General features: G+C 40.9%; 14 protein-coding genes, 1 pseudogene and 1 riboswitch. Of the genes and pseudogenes, 6 read left to right on the top strand and 9 right to left on the bottom strand.

The annotated features are described in order from the left end of the window. Positions 1-76: 76 nt before the first annotated feature. A complete protein-coding gene (locus EEL30_14395; GenBank protein QDX93381.1) occupies positions 77-1,315 on the bottom strand; it encodes an MFS transporter in 1,239 nt (412 codons plus the stop codon). A gap of 148 nt (positions 1,316-1,463) precedes the next feature. After that, positions 1,464-3,068 carry a peptide chain release factor 3 gene (locus EEL30_14390; GenBank protein ID QDX93380.1) on the bottom strand — a complete coding sequence of 535 codons (1,605 nt, stop codon included), beginning with the start codon at positions 3,066-3,068 and terminating at the stop codon, positions 1,464-1,466. Positions 3,069-3,631: 563 nt separating this feature from the next. Here EEL30_14390 and EEL30_14385 point away from each other — a divergent pair. After that, positions 3,632-3,997: a hypothetical protein gene (locus EEL30_14385; GenBank protein QDX95774.1), complete on the top strand. Its 366-nt coding sequence runs from the start codon at positions 3,632-3,634 to the stop codon at positions 3,995-3,997. Between the two features lie 169 nt (positions 3,998-4,166). Beyond that, the gene (locus EEL30_14380; protein ID QDX93379.1) at positions 4,167-5,681 is read left to right on the top strand and encodes a carboxypeptidase M32; all 1,515 of its coding nucleotides are present in this window, start codon (positions 4,167-4,169) and stop codon (positions 5,679-5,681) included. Between the two features lie 159 nt (positions 5,682-5,840). Here the strand turns inward: EEL30_14380 and EEL30_14375 are convergent, their stop codons facing one another. The 5 genes from EEL30_14375 to nirD all read right to left on the bottom strand — a co-directional run bounded on the left by EEL30_14375 (position 5,841) and on the right by nirD (position 11,485). Next, a complete protein-coding gene (locus EEL30_14375) occupies positions 5,841-6,755 on the bottom strand; it encodes a DMT family transporter (protein ID QDX93378.1) in 915 nt (304 codons plus the stop codon). 293 nt (positions 6,756-7,048) lie between these two features. Further along, complete coding sequence (gene brnQ / locus EEL30_14370; protein QDX93377.1) at positions 7,049-8,365, bottom strand: branched-chain amino acid transport system II carrier protein; 1,317 nt, start codon at positions 8,363-8,365, stop codon at positions 7,049-7,051. A gap of 292 nt (positions 8,366-8,657) precedes the next feature. After that, positions 8,658-10,040, bottom strand: coding sequence for a tryptophanase (locus EEL30_14365; GenBank protein QDX93376.1), 1,383 nt, complete (start codon positions 10,038-10,040; stop codon positions 8,658-8,660). 192 nt (positions 10,041-10,232) lie between these two features. Beyond that, complete coding sequence (locus tag EEL30_14360) at positions 10,233-11,090, bottom strand: formate/nitrite transporter family protein (GenBank protein QDX93375.1); 858 nt, start codon at positions 11,088-11,090, stop codon at positions 10,233-10,235. 35 nt (positions 11,091-11,125) lie between these two features. Next, entirely contained in the window at positions 11,126-11,485 is a 360-nt protein-coding gene (gene nirD / locus EEL30_14355) for a nitrite reductase small subunit NirD (protein ID QDX93374.1), read from the bottom strand. Between the two features lie 226 nt (positions 11,486-11,711). Between nirD and EEL30_14350 the strand changes: the two genes are divergently transcribed. After that, positions 11,712-11,936, top strand: a complete 225-nt coding sequence (locus EEL30_14350; GenBank protein ID QDX93373.1) for a hypothetical protein — start codon at positions 11,712-11,714, stop codon at positions 11,934-11,936. Between the two features lie 68 nt (positions 11,937-12,004). Here the strand turns inward: EEL30_14350 and EEL30_14345 are convergent, their stop codons facing one another. Both EEL30_14345 and metH read right to left on the bottom strand, forming a co-directional pair. Then, positions 12,005-13,870, bottom strand: a complete 1,866-nt coding sequence (locus tag EEL30_14345; protein QDX93372.1) for a bifunctional homocysteine S-methyltransferase/methylenetetrahydrofolate reductase — start codon at positions 13,868-13,870, stop codon at positions 12,005-12,007. 30 nt (positions 13,871-13,900) lie between these two features. Then, positions 13,901-17,364, bottom strand: a pseudogene (gene metH, locus EEL30_14340) (methionine synthase). Between the two features lie 110 nt (positions 17,365-17,474). Further along, positions 17,475-17,574: riboswitch (SAM riboswitch) on the bottom strand. Between the two features lie 214 nt (positions 17,575-17,788). Between metH and EEL30_14335 the strand changes: the two are divergent. From EEL30_14335 to EEL30_14325, 3 genes are all read left to right on the top strand, one after another. Next, positions 17,789-17,890, top strand: a complete 102-nt coding sequence (locus tag EEL30_14335; GenBank protein ID QDX93371.1) for a YjcZ family sporulation protein — start codon at positions 17,789-17,791, stop codon at positions 17,888-17,890. 52 nt (positions 17,891-17,942) lie between these two features. Beyond that, positions 17,943-18,041 (top strand): YjcZ family sporulation protein, encoded by a 99-nt coding sequence (locus EEL30_14330; protein QDX93370.1) that lies wholly within the window; start codon positions 17,943-17,945, stop codon positions 18,039-18,041. Positions 18,042-18,303: 262 nt separating this feature from the next. Continuing rightward, complete coding sequence (locus tag EEL30_14325; GenBank protein ID QDX93369.1) at positions 18,304-18,780, top strand: hypothetical protein; 477 nt, start codon at positions 18,304-18,306, stop codon at positions 18,778-18,780. The last annotated feature ends 149 nt before the right edge of the window (positions 18,781-18,929 follow it).

The raw sequence follows: 18,929 nt of genomic DNA, 5'->3' as shown, positions 1-18,929 counted from the left end.
TAGTTCTCTAATAGATTTACCATGTAATTACAATTTACTCCTCATAAAATTGAATTTCCCCCGGTAAGACGCCATATTAGCGCCGTACCGGAGAGACTGCCTGCCACTTTTTATCCTGAAATAAGATGCAACATATACTAGCGGTCATCAGCACGAGAAACCCAGAAAAAAATGACCGACTGACATTATCATACATTCCTGCCATTACCGGACTTAATATGGCTCCAGCAGACATGATCGCAGAGTAAAAACTAAAAGCAGTACCGTACAGATGACGCGGTGAATAAGAAGTTAAAATGGTAGTCATAGCAGGAAATAACAGTCCAAAGGCACCGCCCACAAAAAACATCATCCAGTAAATCGAAACATTCCAATTCATCGCTGTCGCATAAAACATAGTGCTCAAAATTGTAAGCCCAAATAAGCACCGCACCACAGGTGATTTACGTTGAATCTGTGTCAGACTTAATGTAAGCAATGAACCTAGTCCCATCATGCTGAAGACCATGCCAGTCACAGTAGGATCTAAATTCTGACGGGCAATTAATAACGGCACTTCATACATCATTATCCCTTGTGCATACATGATCGCAAACGCAGAAAAGAAGGCGGGATACATCCCGATGCTTCCGAATAGCAGGTTCAAGGTTGTTTTCAGATTGTCTTTCTTGTTATTCTTGTTGTTTTGTTTAGTCTGTCTTTGTTCATTCTCCTCAGCATTGAATATAAATCCACCAGGTGTCACCTGTTTTCCTTCCCCACTTTTCTTGGGTAAAAAGAGCAATGCTATCAGTCCAGTAATCAACATTACCCACCCTAAAATGACAAAGGAATTAGCAAATCCAAACCTTCCTGCGAGAAATCCCCCTACCGCTGGTGATAAAATGGAAGCGAAAGTTAAAATAATCCCTTTTTGTACAAATATTTTATTTTGCTCATCAATCGTATCGGCGGATGAGGCGAGCACCGCAAAACAAGCTGGTGAGACAAAAGCCATGACGTACCCATAGGTCAACCGAATGCCGAGCAATTGCGTAGAGCTATCAATGATCCCATGCAGCATTAATAAAATTCCTGAGATCATCAAGCCTGCGCTGATAAATCCTTTTTTGCTGTAGCGATCAATGATAGGTCCTGCTGTCAGATTGCCAATCAGGTTTGTGAAGGAATACGCACTCAACAATAGACCAATTAACAAAGCTGGCGCACCCAATTCTTTAATAAAGGGTGATAAGAGAGGCATCTGTGCATGCATGTCGAACGAAGCCAAAAACAAAATGACAAACAGCAACCAAAGGGCATATTTTCTCCGCAAAACATTTCCACTCCTTCCTTTGCTACTGCTCTTTCACTATATGAGAGTGGCTGTCCGCTTCATGAATAGAAAAAACCTTTTCATACAAGAAAAGACGCAAGAGATGTCGAAACATCCCTTTGCGTCTCTTGTTCTTGTTTCTAATAAATTAGTCCGTCACACGATGTAATCCCAATGAACTCTCATGGAAAGTAAGCTTCGGATACTTCTCTTGTGCCATCCGTAATTGGTATTCACTATCAAATAGCATGACCAGTCGCCCGTAACGATCTGTAACGGATTGGCTACGGGATTTTACAGCATCCATCGCTTCCTTATCCCCTTCAATCCAGCGAGCAACTTGGTACGACATACGTTGCAAATGAATATCGACACCGTACTCTGCTTTCAAACGGTATTCCAGTACCTCAAATTGCAAGACACCAACCACACCAATAATGAGTTCTTCCCACGGGTGTGTCTTAAACAACTGCACCGTACCTTCTTCGGTCAGTTGCATAATACCTTTTTGGAACTGTTTATGCTTCATCGCATCTTTAACTGTTACCTTAGCAAAGAACTCCGGTGAGAAATGTGGCATTTCTTCATATTCAAACGCAGACCCGACACATAGCGTATCTCCAATTTGGAAAATTCCTGGGTCAAATAAGCCAATTACATCACCTGCATATGACTCTTCTACAATTTCACGGTCTTGCGCCATGAATTGCATCGGCTGGGCCAATTTAATGTCTTTACCTAAACGTACATGACGAACATTCATTCCCCTTTGGAATTTACCTGAGCAAATGCGCATAAACGCTACACGGTCACGGTGAGCTGGATTCATGTTGGCTTGGATTTTAAAGATAAAACCAGAGAATTTACCATTTAATGGATCGATTTCTCCAATCGTACTTTTCTTTGGTGAAGGTGGCGGTGCCATTTGTAAGAAATTCTCCAGGAAAGTTTGCACACCGAAGTTATTGATCGCCGAACCAAAAAATACTGGAGTCAGCTCTCCCCTAGCGATCAATGACTCATCGTATTCATCTCCTGCGATGTCTAATAGAGAAATTTCTTCCTGTAGTTGATCATATAATACTTCGCCAACGCTATTCTTAATTGTTAGATCATCAGCTCCGCTTACTTCAACGGAAGAAATCTGCTGGTGATCACTACCATCCTGATATAGCTCCACGCGGTTTTTTACACGGTCATATACACCACATAGATCGCTACCCATACCAATTGGCCAATTCATTGGATAAGAGCGAATACCCAATACGCTCTCTAATTCCTCTAAAAGAGAGAACGGATCTTTTCCGTGACGATCCAATTTGTTAATAAAGGTAAAAATAGGAATTCCACGCATCCGACAAACCTTAAACAGCTTGATGGTTTGCGCTTCCACCCCTTTTGCCACGTCAATGATCATGACAGCAGCATCGGCAGCAGTCAACGTACGATACGTATCTTCACTAAAGTCTTCATGACCAGGTGTATCCAAAATATTAATATGGTGTCCTTTATATTCAAAGTCCATCGCGGAGGAAGTTACAGAGATACCACGTTTTTTCTCGATCTCCATCCAGTCGGAAGTAGCGTGCTTGGAATTTTTACGTCCCTTGACCACACCTGCTTCTCGAATGGCGCCTCCATAATACAATAATTTTTCCGTCATTGTCGTTTTACCGGCATCCGGGTGGGAAATGATGGCGAATGTACGCCGTCTCGTAATTTCATTTTCCCAATTCACTTGTGATTGAGTCATTTATTCATTCTCCTATGGCAATCAAATTCTTCCTTACGCTTCTCTACCAGTACGATTATACAAACAAACACGCTCCGTTAAAAGAGAAAAGTCTACAATACGGTCGAATCTCTTCTACAAAGTCCTGTTTTCATGAAACTTTATTAAAAATGACTCGTAATTCATATATAAGATTTTACTATATTCATTCAACAAAGGAAGTGGATATCATCGATCGTATAAAAATGATCGTACTTGTGTTAGTAGCTGCTTTAATTGGCATTGGACTTGTATCTAAATATATGGATTCTAAACAAACAGCCGAGTTAGAAGAGCACTTGCTATCATTACCTATTCAGAAAAGTTTTGACCTTTCTAAAGACGGACTGCAAATTGTAAAAGGAACTATGGAAGCAGGCTCACTGATAAGTGATCAGGAGTATCTGAAGCAATCCTATGTCATTCTTCAAAAAAACAAGCACACTAAAAAGAAACTAAAATGGCGCAATGATGATACTGAACTATTAGTTGCTACTAACATGACCTTTAATGGGCAGCCTATTTCTCTACATGAGATTTATGTAATTAAAACGGATTTGATATTAAATGAAACGACGGTAAAACCTGAGTTTATTGGTGAAATTACTGATGAAAACCAAAAACTTTCAATCAGTTCTCTTCCCCCTAAAGCTCTTAGCTACAAAGCCATTCCGAACCATTCGGAGATCTATCTAGCAGCGGAAGTACATAATGGTCAGGTCATTGCAGGGCTGAACGGATTGTTGCCAAATAGCACATACGTCGTGGCTGGTTCCCTGGAGGAGATCGTACAATCTATAGATTCCCATAATAGTGATATAAACTGGACTATTATTTTAGCACCTATCCTTGCTATTTTCTTTATTGGCTATATTGTCATTGGTTATTCAAAACGGAAGGCAGGCAAATAATTTGCCTGCTTTTTCTGTTAGAAGATAGATGTACATACACGAAAAATCAGATATAATAATGAGATAGTCGGCGTGTGTAAAGCGAAGAAAATCGTTTGACACGCTATATATACATAATTTTCAAACAAAATTTTTTTATCAGAAAATTATCTTTAGGAGGCGTTTCTGTATGGGTACGATTAATCAATTAGCTACTGATTTTACTACCTTCTCTAAAAAAATTCATGCCTACAACAATGCAACAGCAGTTTTATACTGGGATCTTCGTACGAAAGCACCGAAAAAAGGGATGGATGCACGCTCAGAAGTGATTTCTACATTATCTACTGAGGCGTTCAAGCTCTCTACATCTAAACAAATGGAGGATTACCTACAACGTCTGACTGAAGAACAAACCTACCAGCAACTAGACGCAGTCACACAAAAATTAGTGGAAGAATCCAAAAAGGAATTTGACTTAAACAAGAAGATTCCAACCGAGCGCTATCAAGAATATGTACTCATTACGAATCAAGCCGAAAATCTCTGGGAAGAAGCTCGCGAAAAAAATGATTTTGCTCTGTTCCGTCCCTACCTTGAAAAGATCGTAAATATGAAATTGGAGTTCATTGATTATTGGGGAGCCAAAGAGGATAAATACGATACCTTACTGGATCAATATGAGCCAGGTATGACAGTAAAGCAATTGGATCAAATTTTTACCTTATTGCGTGACAAAACAGTTCCATTGGTTCATGCAATCAATGAATCAAATCGACGACCAAATATTAGCTTTATGGAAAAACATTTTGCCAAAGCAGATCAAGCAGCATTTAACCAGCTTGTGTTAAAGAAAATTGGCTTCGACTTCCAATCTGGTCGCCTTGATACCAGTACCCATCCGTTCTGCATTCATTTTGGTTCGAGCGATGTACGTCTAACCACACGATACGATGAACAAGATTTCCGCTACGCGCTATGGAGTAGTATTCATGAAGCAGGTCATGGTATGTATGAGCAAAATGTAAATGCAGCGTACAATGGTCTATTGCTTAGTAACGGTACTTCCATGGGCGTTCATGAATCCCAATCTCGTTTTTGGGAAAACATGGTGGCACGTAGTCTACCATTCTGGGAGCATTTCTATCCAGATGCGCAACAAGCGTTCCCTGAGCAATTTGCTGGCGTAGCATTGGAAGATTTCTACCGGGCAGCAAATTTAGTAGAACCATCTTTTATTCGTACCGAATCTGATGAACTTACCTACAATTTGCATATAATGGTTCGCTATGAGATTGAAAAAGGCTTGATTAACCAGACAATTGAGGTAGGCGAACTACCACAAATTTGGAACAAAAAGATGAAAGAATACCTAGGCGTCGATGTACCTAGCGATGATCTGGGTGTCTTGCAAGATGTCCATTGGTCTAGTGGTTTAATGGGTTACTTCCCAACATATTCCCTAGGAAATGTTTATGCGGCTCAATTTACACATGCTATGAAAAAACAGCTTCCTAACTTTGATGATCTCTTACGCGCTGGTGATTTTGCGCCGCTCAATCAATGGTCACGTGAGCACATTCACCAATTCGGTAAAATGAAGTCTCCACAAGAGCTATTGCAAGATGTAACCGGAGAGCAAGTGAATGCAAGCTACCTAGTTGATTATTTGGAAAAGAAATATAAGGATTTGTATCAGCTGTAGGAATAGGACTAGCCTATTCTTTATAGGAGCATAAAAAAATAGCCTCCTTGTACGCTCATCTATTTTCTAGATAGTGCTATGGGGAGGCTATTCATTATGATAAAAGTATATTATCGAGTCAAAAATACCATTATAGGTTAACAATTAAACTTGATCTGTCTACATGGTATTCATTTCTATTGGTTTTTCATTTGTCCTTGTAAGAACAACAATCCCCATCAGTACAAACACCATTCCCAATATGTGATACCAATAAATGTCTTCCTTTAGCACTAGACTTGATAATAAAATCGTAGTAATTGGTGTTAACGCAGTGAAAACGGAAGCTACACTAGCAGGTATTACTTTTAATCCTTGATTCATTAAAATGACTGCTACGATTGTAACAATAATAGCCGTATATAAAATCAGTAGCCAAACAGATATGGATACTTTAGAGAAATCTAGGCTCAAAGAATCATGGATAGCTAGTGGTAAAAATAAGATGGCTCCTATCATACTCAGCGCTGTTGAAATCGCTAAAGGAGACCACGCTTTAGATAGTAATTTTCCAAACGAAAAAAAGATAGCATCACCTATTACAGCACAAAGAATAAGGAAATTTCCGAATAATGAACTAAAGCTTATACTATTAGTAGAAATAATTCCGAAAACATTAATTGAAATGGTTCCTAAGATAGTTAATAAAATACCTGATATCTTCGTAACCCCTAATTTCTCTTTCAAAAAAACATAAGCAATGATCCCCATTGCAGCAGGAGTACAACTTAAAACAATTCCACTCTCAACAGCGGATGTATATTGTAATCCATATAATAAACATACACTAAATAAAAAAATCCCGACAAATCCTTGTACAAGTAAAACAAAAGCATCTTTTTTATGTATTCGAGGAAATTTTCTTTCTTTACGATAAAACATAGGTAGTAAAATGATAGTGGCAATAAGCAACCGCAACTCCGATGCTAAAAAAATAGGGATTTGTTCCAAGATAAATTTGTTTACGACGACAAAACTTCCTACAATAGACATGGCAATGGATACTTTTACATACGCAACCGTGCTATTAGACAAAGTAAATCTCTCCCACTATTTATTAAGAATAACTGCTTTTTTCATTTAAAATATACCTACATTCCCAACCCCAATTGTTTACCTTTATTTTAAGTCAATGTAATAGTACCACAATTAGGTAATTTATTGGTTTTTTTACAAACGATAAGTGCACCCACATCACTGTCAGGTTACGTTAACGATTGACTACCAAAATGCAGATCAAGCGCCGGATAGCAACATGTGTTTCATTTTCATGTAAACATGCCATAACTCTTACCTAGACAAAGATGTGGGAGCACCTCTTTTTTATGTTATTTTTTTCCTTTTTTCACTGACTTTTGTGGCATGATATATCCGACAATAGCACCAATAGCAGCTGGCACCATCCATCCAATTTTCAATTGGTAAAAGGGAATCATTTGTGCATAACGGATGATGCTCTCTGACATCCACCCCTGTTCTTCAAGTACTTGAAGGAGACTAAAAATGGTTGCTACTGTCATTGCAACAATATAAACAGATGGTTTTCCAGTTATATACTTATCAAGAAACGATAACACAATTAAAACAATGATAATTGGGTATAGCACCATTAATACAGGCCCTGTAACTTGAAGAAGCGCATTTAGTCCTAAGTTGGAGATACCGAAACTAAATAAACAAACAGCTAAGACAATCTTTTTATAAGAAATACCCGGTAACATTTTTGAGAAATAGTTACCAAATGCAGATGTTACGCCAACAGCAGTTGTTAAGCACGCTAAAATGATTACTGCTCCCAGTAACAAATTCCCACTTGCTCCAAATAAATGATTCATCACATTTGTAAGAAGTTCTCCTCCATTGCTTGCTACTCCAAGTGAAACACTAGAAGCTCCAATATACCCTAAAGCAAAATAAACAAGCATTAGTCCAATAGAAGCAATGATTCCAGCATAAATCATGTTTTTGGCAATCGCTTTTCTTTCCGTTACCCCATATTGCTTAATCGTATTTACAACAATAACAGAAATTACTAAAGCACCAATAGCATCTAGCGTTAAAAATCCTTCTAAAAATCCTTTAAAAAAAGGAATTTCAGCATAATCCCCTGTTGGCTCAGCAAATGCTCCCATTGGGGAGATAAGAGCCTTCGCTAAAATAACTCCGATCATAACTAAAAAGACAGGCGTTAAGATTTTACCGATACGGTCTACTAATTTAGTGGGGTTTAGCGATAAGAGGTATGTGATAACGAAGAAAATGAATAGGAAACACCATCTTCCCGCATTGCCCTCAGATAATACAGGGGCCACACTCATTTCAAAAGATACTGTTCCAGTACGTGGAATAACAAAAAGTGGACCAATAGCCAGATAGATAACAATACTTAGTACGGTTGCAAATGTTGGATGAACCTTTGCCCCTAATTGATCAAAACTACCACCCGCAAGAGCAACTGCTATTATTGCTAGTAAAGAAAGACCTACATCTGTCACAATAAAACCGGTAATGGTAATCCACATATTCGTTCCTGCTGCTTGTCCCAATGCAGGAGGAAAAATCACATTTCCAGCACCAAAAAAGATAGCAAACAGCAATAAACCAATCGTAAAGATTTGTGAAAATCTCAAAGAAGAATTATTCATAACAAACTCCTGATTCATGTTGTTTTTTATTTTTGTTTATCAATATAGCAATTCTATAGGATGAGTTATTAAGAAGCAAGAGATAAAAAATAACAAACAATTAAAATTTTTATTTTATATAAAATTGTCAAAAAATTCTTCCTTGAAACAAATAATAACCATCCCCACATGTCAGGATATTGGGGCTGGTTATCAAATTTTTGCATGTAAATTTGAAATTTTTCATATGTTAGTCATCTTAGACGACCTCTGGTTCTCACGTCCACAACCGTTCTCTATGCCCTTGAAGTAGCTATTTTTCCAAAATAGGTTTCAAGCGCGCTGTAAAATGGCGCAACACAGGTGGTTCGTATGTAAACATGAGTCCGCCCAAATCATTTGCCTGCTCTTTAATCCGAATCAAACCCTCTGCAATAACATCCATATGTGCATATGTGTACACTCTCCGTGGAATCGTCAGGCGTAATAATTCCAAGGGACTGGCAAGCTGTTGCTTTGTTGCTGTATCTCTTCCCAGTAAAAAAGAGCCAACCTCTACAGCCCGAACCCCACTTTCTACATAAAGCTCATTCGCCAGCACTTGACCCGGAAATTGATGAAATGGAATGTGTGGTAATAGCTTCTTAGCATCTACAAATACAGCATGACCTCCAGTTGGCGTCTGGATTGGGATTCCTCCTGCTGTCAGTCGATCTCCTAAATAAGCAATCTGCGCAATCCGATAATGCAAGTAATCCTCCTCTACAACCTCCTGTAATCCAATAGCTAACGCTTCCATATCACGTCCAGCCAAGCCTCCGTATGTCGGAAATCCTTCAAGAGGAACGACAGCAGAACGGATTTGTTGATACAACTCTTGCTCTTCACGAATTCCAATAAGTCCTCCTATGTTGACCAATCCATCCTTTTTAGCACTCATGGTATAGCCGTCTGCGTAACTGAACATTTCACGGACGATTTGACGAATTGATTTCTGCTGATAGCCAGCTTCACGCTGTTTTATAAAGTAAGCGTTCTCAGAAAAACGAGCCGCATCCAGCAAAAATCGAAGTCCATATTCTTTAGCTAATTCTGATGCTTGCTTAATATTTTCCATGGAAACAGGTTGACCACCTGCACTGTTATTCGTAATTGTCATGATTAGAAAAGCAATATTTTCCTTACCTTTTTCCTCGATGACCTTCCTTGCTTTTTCAATATCTATATTCCCCTTGAAATCATGGTACGTACTTGTTTCCAAAGCTTTATCCGTAACCAAATCAATCGCCTTTCCACCAGCCAATTCCACATGGGCACGGGTCGTATCAAAATGCCAGTTACTAATGACAGACTGTCCTGGCTTGATCAGTAAAGGAAAGAGAACCTGTTCCGCTCCCCTGCCCTGATGGGTGGGGACGACATAAGCAAACCCAAACACATCACGTGCACTCTCTTGTAAATGATAAAAGCTACGACTACCTGCATAGGATTCATCGCCTTGCATAAGCCCTGCCCATTGTCGATCGCTCATTGCCCCCGTTCCACTGTCCGTTAGTAAATCAATGTACACATCTTCAGCACGAAGCGAAAACGGATTATACCCCGCTTCTTTCAACGCAGTAATCCGTTCTTCTCGTGAAATGAGCCGCAACGGTTCTACCATTTTGATTTTAAATGGTTCCGCTGGATATTTCATATTTACTCACCTCTTTACATATTTAATCCACCAATTTCTTTATGAAGAATACATGTTATGCTACTTTGACGGATCACCGATTCTCTATCATATGATACAACGACCCATAACATATCAATAATGGAGGAAAAAATGAAAAAAGCCTGTTCCCACGTGCCTAAGAACAGACTTTCTTTATCATATGAAACCGTTTCATTTCGCTTGCAGACTAGCTCTTTCTGTTGTAGCTATCTGCTGGTTTTCTTTGAATTCTTCCTGTTGTTTTCCTTTTGTTAACTTGGTTTTGAGCGGTGACACCAGCCAGTACATGGTACCGACAAATAATGCTCCACCAACAATGTTTCCTAATGTAACAACGCTCAGGTTATGAGCCCAGCCCGCAATGGTAATAGTCTCTGGGTGTGGAAGCATGAGCGCCAGTGTTAACACTGTCATGTTGGCTACGCTATGCTCGTATCCAGAGGTAATAAAGGCAAACAACATCCAGAAAATCAGAATTAGTTTCGCTGTATCTTCCTTTGCCCGGGTGGCTGTCCAAATAGATAAGCAAACTAACCAGTTACAAAGAATTCCTCTGAAAAATAATTGCACAGTTGGTAGGTTCATTTTTTTAGCTGCTAGGTAAAAAAGCATATGGTCGTTTGAAGCGTGGCTAAACACTCCCGAACCTAAAATGATCAGACAGAATACAGTTGCTCCGAGTAGGTTTCCAATCCAGCACCACACCCAATTTTTCCCTGCATCCTTCCATTTAGTCGCACCGCTTAATGCTCCAATCGTGAAATACATATTATTCCCGGTAAACAAATCGGAACCTGCGAAAATGACCAAGGTTAAGGCAATCCCAAACGACACGCCCATCAATGTCATAGTTAGGGGGGAGCCAGCTTGTAATAGCGGCTCACCCACCGTTAAAATTAGTACGATTCCAATACCTACATAGCATCCCGCAAGCGCTGCATGCAACAAATATCGGGCTATACTTCTATCTAGCATATCTTTTTTCTTTACTGCGTTCTTAGCCATCACTTCCAGAGTATCTGTATACAAGGTCTCCAACTCCTTAGGTCGTTAGGCACGTGTCGTTAAGATAAAAAGTTATCGCAAGCAGGTAAGCCTAGTTTCACAGTTTTTCCTTCTACAATAACCGGGTAAACTTCTACTTGGCCACTATCAGGAGCTTGCACCGTTCCATCTACCAGCGAAATCTTCCAGTCATACAAGGGATCATACAAAAATAGATCAGAAATGATACCATCTACTAATGTGCCACCTTTAGGATGTGGATTACGATTTGCTACTGCATAGAACTGATCATCTTCCAAACGAAATAGGGCAACCTCAGTCTCCTCTACGCAGACAACTCTACCTACTTTCGTTGAAAAATCATCAATGCTCCCTATTTCAAAGAAACAAACTAGCTGTTCAGCAACAGGATATAGCATGCTTCTAACAACTCCCTTCCCTTTTGGAATTAATAGAAATTGTCTCTATTTCATTCTACAATCGTAGTATAACGGGTTCGACACAATTGCAAAAGCTATATATGTCACTTAATGAGAAATTTTTCACTTTCTTTTCTTGTTTGTCACATTTGAGAAAAAAATTTGGTGTTTTTCTCCACGTTTGTAGAATGCTAATAAAAATATTAAACATTTCGGAGGGACAGAAATGGATTTTTCTCAACTACGCCAATATTTTAACGATATTACGCACAGTATTGGCGATATTGGAAGTAAAACAGGAAATGCTTTGTTTGGAATTCAATCCGAAATAAATAAGTTAAATCAAACGTTACATACAACAAACATTTTGCTTAGCATCCTCATCATTCTAGTTGTGGTTCATTTTATTTATTCCGTTGTACAAGTACAAAACAGAAAAAAAAATAAATAACAAAGAAGACCTCTCACGCTTTGTAAGGGTCTTCCTTTATATAGACTGTATCATTCAATCCTAACTGCCTATGAACTCGACACTTGTTTATATCCTGCTTTTACCTGCTCTTGTTGTCTAATGTACTGTGTCAATTCTACCGTCATCTGATAATAATTAAACGGGGTAATTAAGTAGATTCCATTAAAGTATTGAAGCGTTACATCGATCAGCTCCTTTGCCATGCGATTGCCTTCCTGACGGGCAGCTTCACCGGTAAATAGCTTCATTTGCTCAAGAGCATATGTGGACAGCTTGATTCCCGGCACTTCGTTATGCAAAAACTCGGCATTACGCAAACTCGTTAGTGGCATGATACCGATGAAGATAGGTACATGAATATGCTTTGTAGCTTCATAAATATGTACAATGGTCTCCGCATCATAAACGGGTTGCGTCATAATGTAATCGGCTCCAGCTTCTACCTTCTTTTCCAGTCGTGCCACTGCTGCATCCAAATGGCGCACATGCGGATTAAACGCCGCTCCAACAATAAACTGAGCATTTTGCTTCAGTTGTTTGCCTGAAAAAGCAAAGCCTTGATTTAACTGCTTTACCATGCGGATTAAATCAAACGAGCTCACATCATAGACAGAACTTGCACCTGGTAAATCTCCAAAACGAGAAGGATCGCCAGTAATGACCAGTACCTGATCGATACCAAGCGCATGAAGTCCCATCAAATGTGATTGTTGCCCAATTAAATTACGGTCTCGGCAGGCAATATGAAGCAGAGGCTCTACCCCCAAACGCTTCATCATAGCTCCTAATGCCATATTACTCATACGAACCGTTGCCAATGAATTATCGGCTAGCGTTACCGCATTAGCACCTGCCTCATGTAAGGCACAACAACCATGCAAGAAATCTTCGGTATGAAGATCTTTTGGCGGATCAAACTCAACGATAATCGTCGGATGATGCTTCACTTGATCAATGATACTTGGTTGGAGACGTTGTTGAACCGCTGGCACTGTAATCGTCTCTGAATGGATAGGCGCTTGAGGATTCACCCGTGGTAATGGAGTAACACCCGCCAGCTTTTCCGCAATCGCTCTGGTATGTTCCGGTGTCGTACCACAACAACCGCCAATTAGGCGTACACCCTGTTCACGTAAACGTACGGCACTTTCTGCAAAATATTCTGGAGAAGATTTGTAGGAAAGTGTACCATCAGCCATGCCTAAACGACCTGCATTCGGAAACGCCGACAAATAAACATCGTTGGGACACACTGTAGCTTCAAAGGAACGTAAGATTTCCGCGGGACCCAATCGACAATTAAGCCCGATTACATCTGCCCCTGCGTCCTTGATCAGTTGGAATGCACTGGTCAACATATGACCATCACGGGTCGTTCCTACTTCCAATGTAGCAAGCTGAGCTATGATAGGTAGCTGTGTTATGGGACGAATCACGTCAAGCGCTAGCAGTAATTCATCCACATCTAAGAACGTTTCCAGCAAGATCCCATCTACACCTGCATGCAACAGGGAAGTAGCCTGCTCTTCGAATTGGTCTCGATATTGTTCAATTTGCTTGTTACGGACACGTCCGGCAATAATAGAGCCCATCGCTCCGACTACGAACGCATCATCTCCAACCGCTTCTCTCGCAATGGTAACCGCAGCACGATTCATCCGCGTAACCTTGCTCTCCAGACCATATCGAGATAAGCTATCTCGATTGGCCCCAAATGTATTAGTCTCGATCAATCGTGCACCCGCCTCATAGTAGGCAGCATGTACGTTTCGTATTACTTGTGGATTACTTAAACATAACTCTTCGTAACTAACGCCAATAGGAACTCCTTGCTCGTATAGCTGGGTAGCCATCGCTCCATCACCAACTAGTAAGTGTTGTGTGAGATAGGCTCGCAAATCCCGTTTTCCCACCGAGACTCCTCCTCTTCGTCTTTTTATGATTTACACTTCCACTCCAACTGGCGGAGTTGCATTAAAATACCGGGCTTCGGGGTGAGCAAATACCATAGCAGACACGGATGCTTCAGGGTCCATCATAAAGCCTTCCGTTAATTGAATGCCGATGTCTTGTGGAGACAACAGCTTAAAGAGCTTTTCTTGATCCTCTAAATCAGGACAAGCGGGATATCCGAATGAAACACGAATTCCTTGGTAACGAGCCCCAAAACGCTCCAGCATGGTCATATCTGCTGGGTCTGGAAAACCCCATGAGTCGCGAATAACATGATGTATGCGTTCGGCAAACGCTTCTGCTAGCTCTAACGCTACTGCTTGCAAAACATGAGAACAAAGATAATCCCCTTTTTCTTTCCATTGCTGTGCTAAGTCTCTTACCCCTCTACCAGCTGAAACGGTCAAGAAAGCTACATAATCCATCTCATCCGTTTCCACTGGTCGTAAAAAGTCAGCCAGACACAGATGAGGGTCTTGCGGTTGACGTGGGAAGGTGAAACGTTCTAGCACCTTCGTGTGATCTTTCGGATCATAGATAAGGATGTCATTTCCAGAAGATTGCGCTGGGAAGAAACGATACATTCCACTCGCTTGCAAAATCTGATTACGTATTGCTTCATTCAGCAAATCGTCCACTATTTCATACAATTCGGTCGTTTTTTTATCACCCGATTTTAATAATTTGTCTACGTTGCCCTTGATACCTAGATGCTTTCCGAGCAACATACGTAAATTTATATAAGGACGCAAATAGTTAATTGGGTAATCACGCAAGACATGGCGCTCCAAATCAGGAGCGACATAAATCGGTGTTGTAGTGCTTGTCGTGGAACGAATGATCTCAGTCTGTGTAACAACTACAGATTCGCTAGCCTTTTCTTCTGCTTGGACTAAATTAGCCGTCACTTGTGCTTGTAATTCATCCACTAGCTTGGTGCGCGCTTGTGGATCCTGTAATTTATTAGCAAGATCCAGTCCATCCATTGCATCCTTTGCGTATAAAACAAGACCTTCGTATTCAGGTGCAATTCGGTTTGTGGTGAATTTACGAGTAAGGGCTGCCCCCCAACCATCAGCGGAACGTCGATGCCAGAACTTCGCAAATCCTGCGCAGTAATGACCATCTGTTGCGCTGATTTAACTAAGAGACCAGATAGACCAATCGCATCTGGCTTTTCTTGACGACATGCAGCAATCAATTGCTCCGGCGCCACTTTAATTCCTAAATTAACGACCTCATAGCCATTGTTGGACAAGATGATTTCCACTAGGTTTTTACCAATATCGTGGACATCCCCTTTCACAGTAGCTAACAAGATTTTCCCTTTCATCGCTGACTCGGACTTTTCCATGTGCGGTTCCAGAAAGGCAACCGACGCCTTCATTACCTCTGCACTCTGCAACACTTCTGCTACAATTAATTGGTTTGCGTTAAACAGACGACCTACTTCTTCCATTCCTCTCATAAGTGGACCGTTAATGATATCAAGAGGCACATATTTTTCCAAAGCGAGGGCTAAATCAGTAGTCAATCCATCCTTGGAGCCTTCTACTACGTAATTGGCTAAACGTTCTTCTAGCGACAGGTTAGAAACTTCTTTTACAACCTCTTTCTTTTTCTGGCGATAAAAATCAGTAAACGTCGCTAATGTTTGGTCATTTGTATGAAATAACAAATCCTCTGCTAACTTGCGTTCTTCTTCAGAAATTGAAGCATAGCGCTCTAGTTTTTCTGTGTTAACAATCGCATAATCAAGGCCGGCTAACGTTGTATGGTATAAAAAGACTGCATTCAGCACTTCACGACCTGCAGGTGGTAAGCCAAATGAGACGTTGCTGACACCAAGAATCTGTTTACATAGAGGAAACTTCTGTTTAATTAAGCGAATCCCTTCTACCGTTTCTTTTGCTGAACCAATGTATTGCTCGTCTCCTGTTCCAACTGGGAACACTAGGGCATCAAAAATAATATCTTGCGGATTGACACCATACTGATTCACCAATATATCGTAGGAACGTGTAGCTACTTCCAGCTTGCGCTCCCGAGTAATAGCCATACCCGGCTCATCAATGGTACCAACCACGACAGCCGCTCCATATTTATGAATAAGTGGTACAACCTCTTCAAAACGATCTAAACCATCTTCAAGATTAATCGAATTTATGATTGCCTTCCCCTGGGAGTACTTTAAACCTAACTCCAGTACTTTTTTATCTGTGGAATCAATCATCAGCGGTGCTTTTACTTTGCGGCTCACGAACGGAAGGAATTTTTCCATATCCTCGTACTCTTCACGATCAGGGTCAGCTAAGCAGATATCTATAACAGCCGCTCCCCGCTTTACTTGCGCCCGAGCAATGTCTGAGCCTTCCTCAAATTGGCCAGCCGCAATCAAGTCACGGAACTTTTTGGAGCCGATAACATTGGTGCGTTCTCCCACAAAAATAGGACGGTTGTCATCCTCTACATATAACACCTCAATACCGGATACAGCAGTGACATGGTACTGTTTATTTTCACGAGGTGTAATATCGCGCAACGCTGTATGTAGCGCACGAATATGTTCAGGTGTGGTACCACAACACCCACCCGCTATGTTAAGCCAGCCCTTTTCAGCAAATCCTTTCATTTTCATTGCTAAGCCTTGAGGTGATTCATGGTAGTGACCATTCTCATCAGGAAGTCCTGCATTGGGATAACAACTAACTCCGCATAAGGCCAGGTCAGATAAGGTACGTAAATGGTCTCGCATAAATTCAGGGCCTGTCGCACAATTCAGACCAATGGTGATAGGGCGAAGATGCTCAATCGACACATAAAAAGCCTCAATGTTTTGTCCTGCCAGCGTCGTTCCCATTGGCTCGATTGTACCGGAGATCATGATTGGAAGTTCATAGCCAAGCTCTTCAAAGGCTTGACGTATGCCAATACCACCAGCTTTTACGTTCAAAGTATCCTGAGAGGTTTCCAATAGTAGTAAATCGACGCCACCTTCCATCAAAGCTTTTGTCTGGCGATAGTATGCATGTATTAATTGCTCAAATGTAACGCCACCTGTTAAAGAAAGGGTTTTAGTAGTAGGCCCCATGGAGCCTGCAACATAACGCGGCCACTCCTCTGTGCTACATTCATCTGCTACTTCTTTAGCAATACGTGCCGCAGCCAAATTGAGTTCATAATCTCGATCCGCTATGTCGTAATCAGCGAGAACAATATCGGTTGATCCAAATGTGTTGGTTTCTACAATGTCAGCTCCTGCCTCAAAATACGTGGCATGAATATGCCGAATGACATCTGGTCTTGTTACGTTTAACAGCTCATTACAGCCTTCATATTCCTCACCGCCAAAATCGTCCGCTGTGAGATTAGCCTGCTGTAGCATCGTTCCCATTGCCCCGTCGAGTATCAATATTTTTCGTGCCAGCTGCTCTTGCAATGTCGGTTTGTTCATCCTCCATAACCCTCCATAATCTCCATTAGACTTTGACAAATAAGAAAATCCTCTTCCTGCCTGAAAGCAAGAAGAGGATTTGTATGGTTCATTAAAAAGGAACTCATCCTCCCTTATCTTTCAAGACATAAAGCCTTGCTGGAATTGGCACCTGATTTATCGGTTGCCGAGGCATCTTCGGGCCAGTCCCTCCGCCTCTCTAGATAAGAGAAATCATATTTAGTTAATCGCCTATATGTCGTTCTATTCGTGTTTTGAATACAGGTATCTTAACATTCAGATATTATTCCGTCAATGGATATCTATCTACCTTTCTTCTTTTGTGGTTATTTGCCCAATTTTACTTCTCCCTAGGCGTAAGCCCACACCAGATAGACAGATATGTATAGACTGTAGAATAACAAAGCGAAGGAGGAATTGCCAGATGAGTACATCGTTTTGCGGTAACTTTGGAGGCGGAGGTTTTTGCTTCATTCTTGTATTGTTCATTCTGCTGGTAATCATAAGCTGCGGCTGCGAGAACTAGCAGTTGAGCAGCGACACCTTCAACCATACAACCATTAAGGAGGAATTCTTTCATGAGCACATCCTACGGCGGAAACTTCTTCGGAGATAACTTCAGCTTCATTTTAGTGCTGTTCATCCTACTTGTCATCATCTCTTGCGGCTGCTGCTAATATAGCAAGTTACTCCACCGACAAACCTGAATACAGCTACGCTCTGATTCATCTACACTCAATCCTACAGGATTCTATACTGTTTCATCCAATTAGCAAAGTGACCAGAAAACCCCTAATCAGGTTTGCACACCCCACTAATAATCTAGCTAGAGGGAAAGGGGCAGGCACATGCCCCTTTGCTCTCTTTTCCATACATCCCTTGCTTGTAGAGACAATTGACCTCTGCTAGGATAAAAGGAGGATAGACGGAGGGATTTTCATGGAAAATAATCAAGCATGTTTACATACATCAGTGTTTCAAGCATCATTAATACAAGTAAAGATACTAGAGGAAACCGACTGGGAAACTTACACCGTGATCAAACACCACGAAAATGAACAGCATTATTTGCATTACCAAACACGGCACATTGATCTCATGGCAGGCGGTAGTATGGAAACCTACGAATTCTATCTTCCTTTGTCCGCTGATCAGGTCATGGGTCTTTTATTTGGCGAGGAGCCTTATCACTATCCTGAACACTGGCGTACCACTTATTGGCGTACAGGACAAGATGAACGTCTGTTACCATTTGACCCCACTGAAAACTTTTTGAATGTGGAAGAAGCCGAAGCCGAGCGTACTCTCCTTGATTCATTGCGGCAATATAAACAGCAATTTGATTCTGCCACTGATAAAGAAGCCCTGACCAAATATTTTTTTGAACAATGGGATCAACAAAAAAAGAAACAGTGATAAACCTTGCTAGAATGCCTTTTATTGGGTATACTAGACGCTATATAACCAAGTACTCGATGATGAGGAGAGTAATGATGGTTCCGTACTACTAGCGAGTCAGGATTGGTGGAAGCCTGATAGAACGGCCATGATGAAGCGCACCTCGG

The sequence above is a fragment of the Brevibacillus laterosporus genome, from assembly GCA_007833815.1.
GTDB classification, from domain to species: domain Bacteria; phylum Bacillota; class Bacilli; order Brevibacillales; family Brevibacillaceae; genus Brevibacillus_B; species Brevibacillus_B laterosporus_D.
The sequence above is the reverse complement of the archived record's forward strand: the minus strand, read 5'-3'. Positions and strand labels throughout refer to the sequence as shown.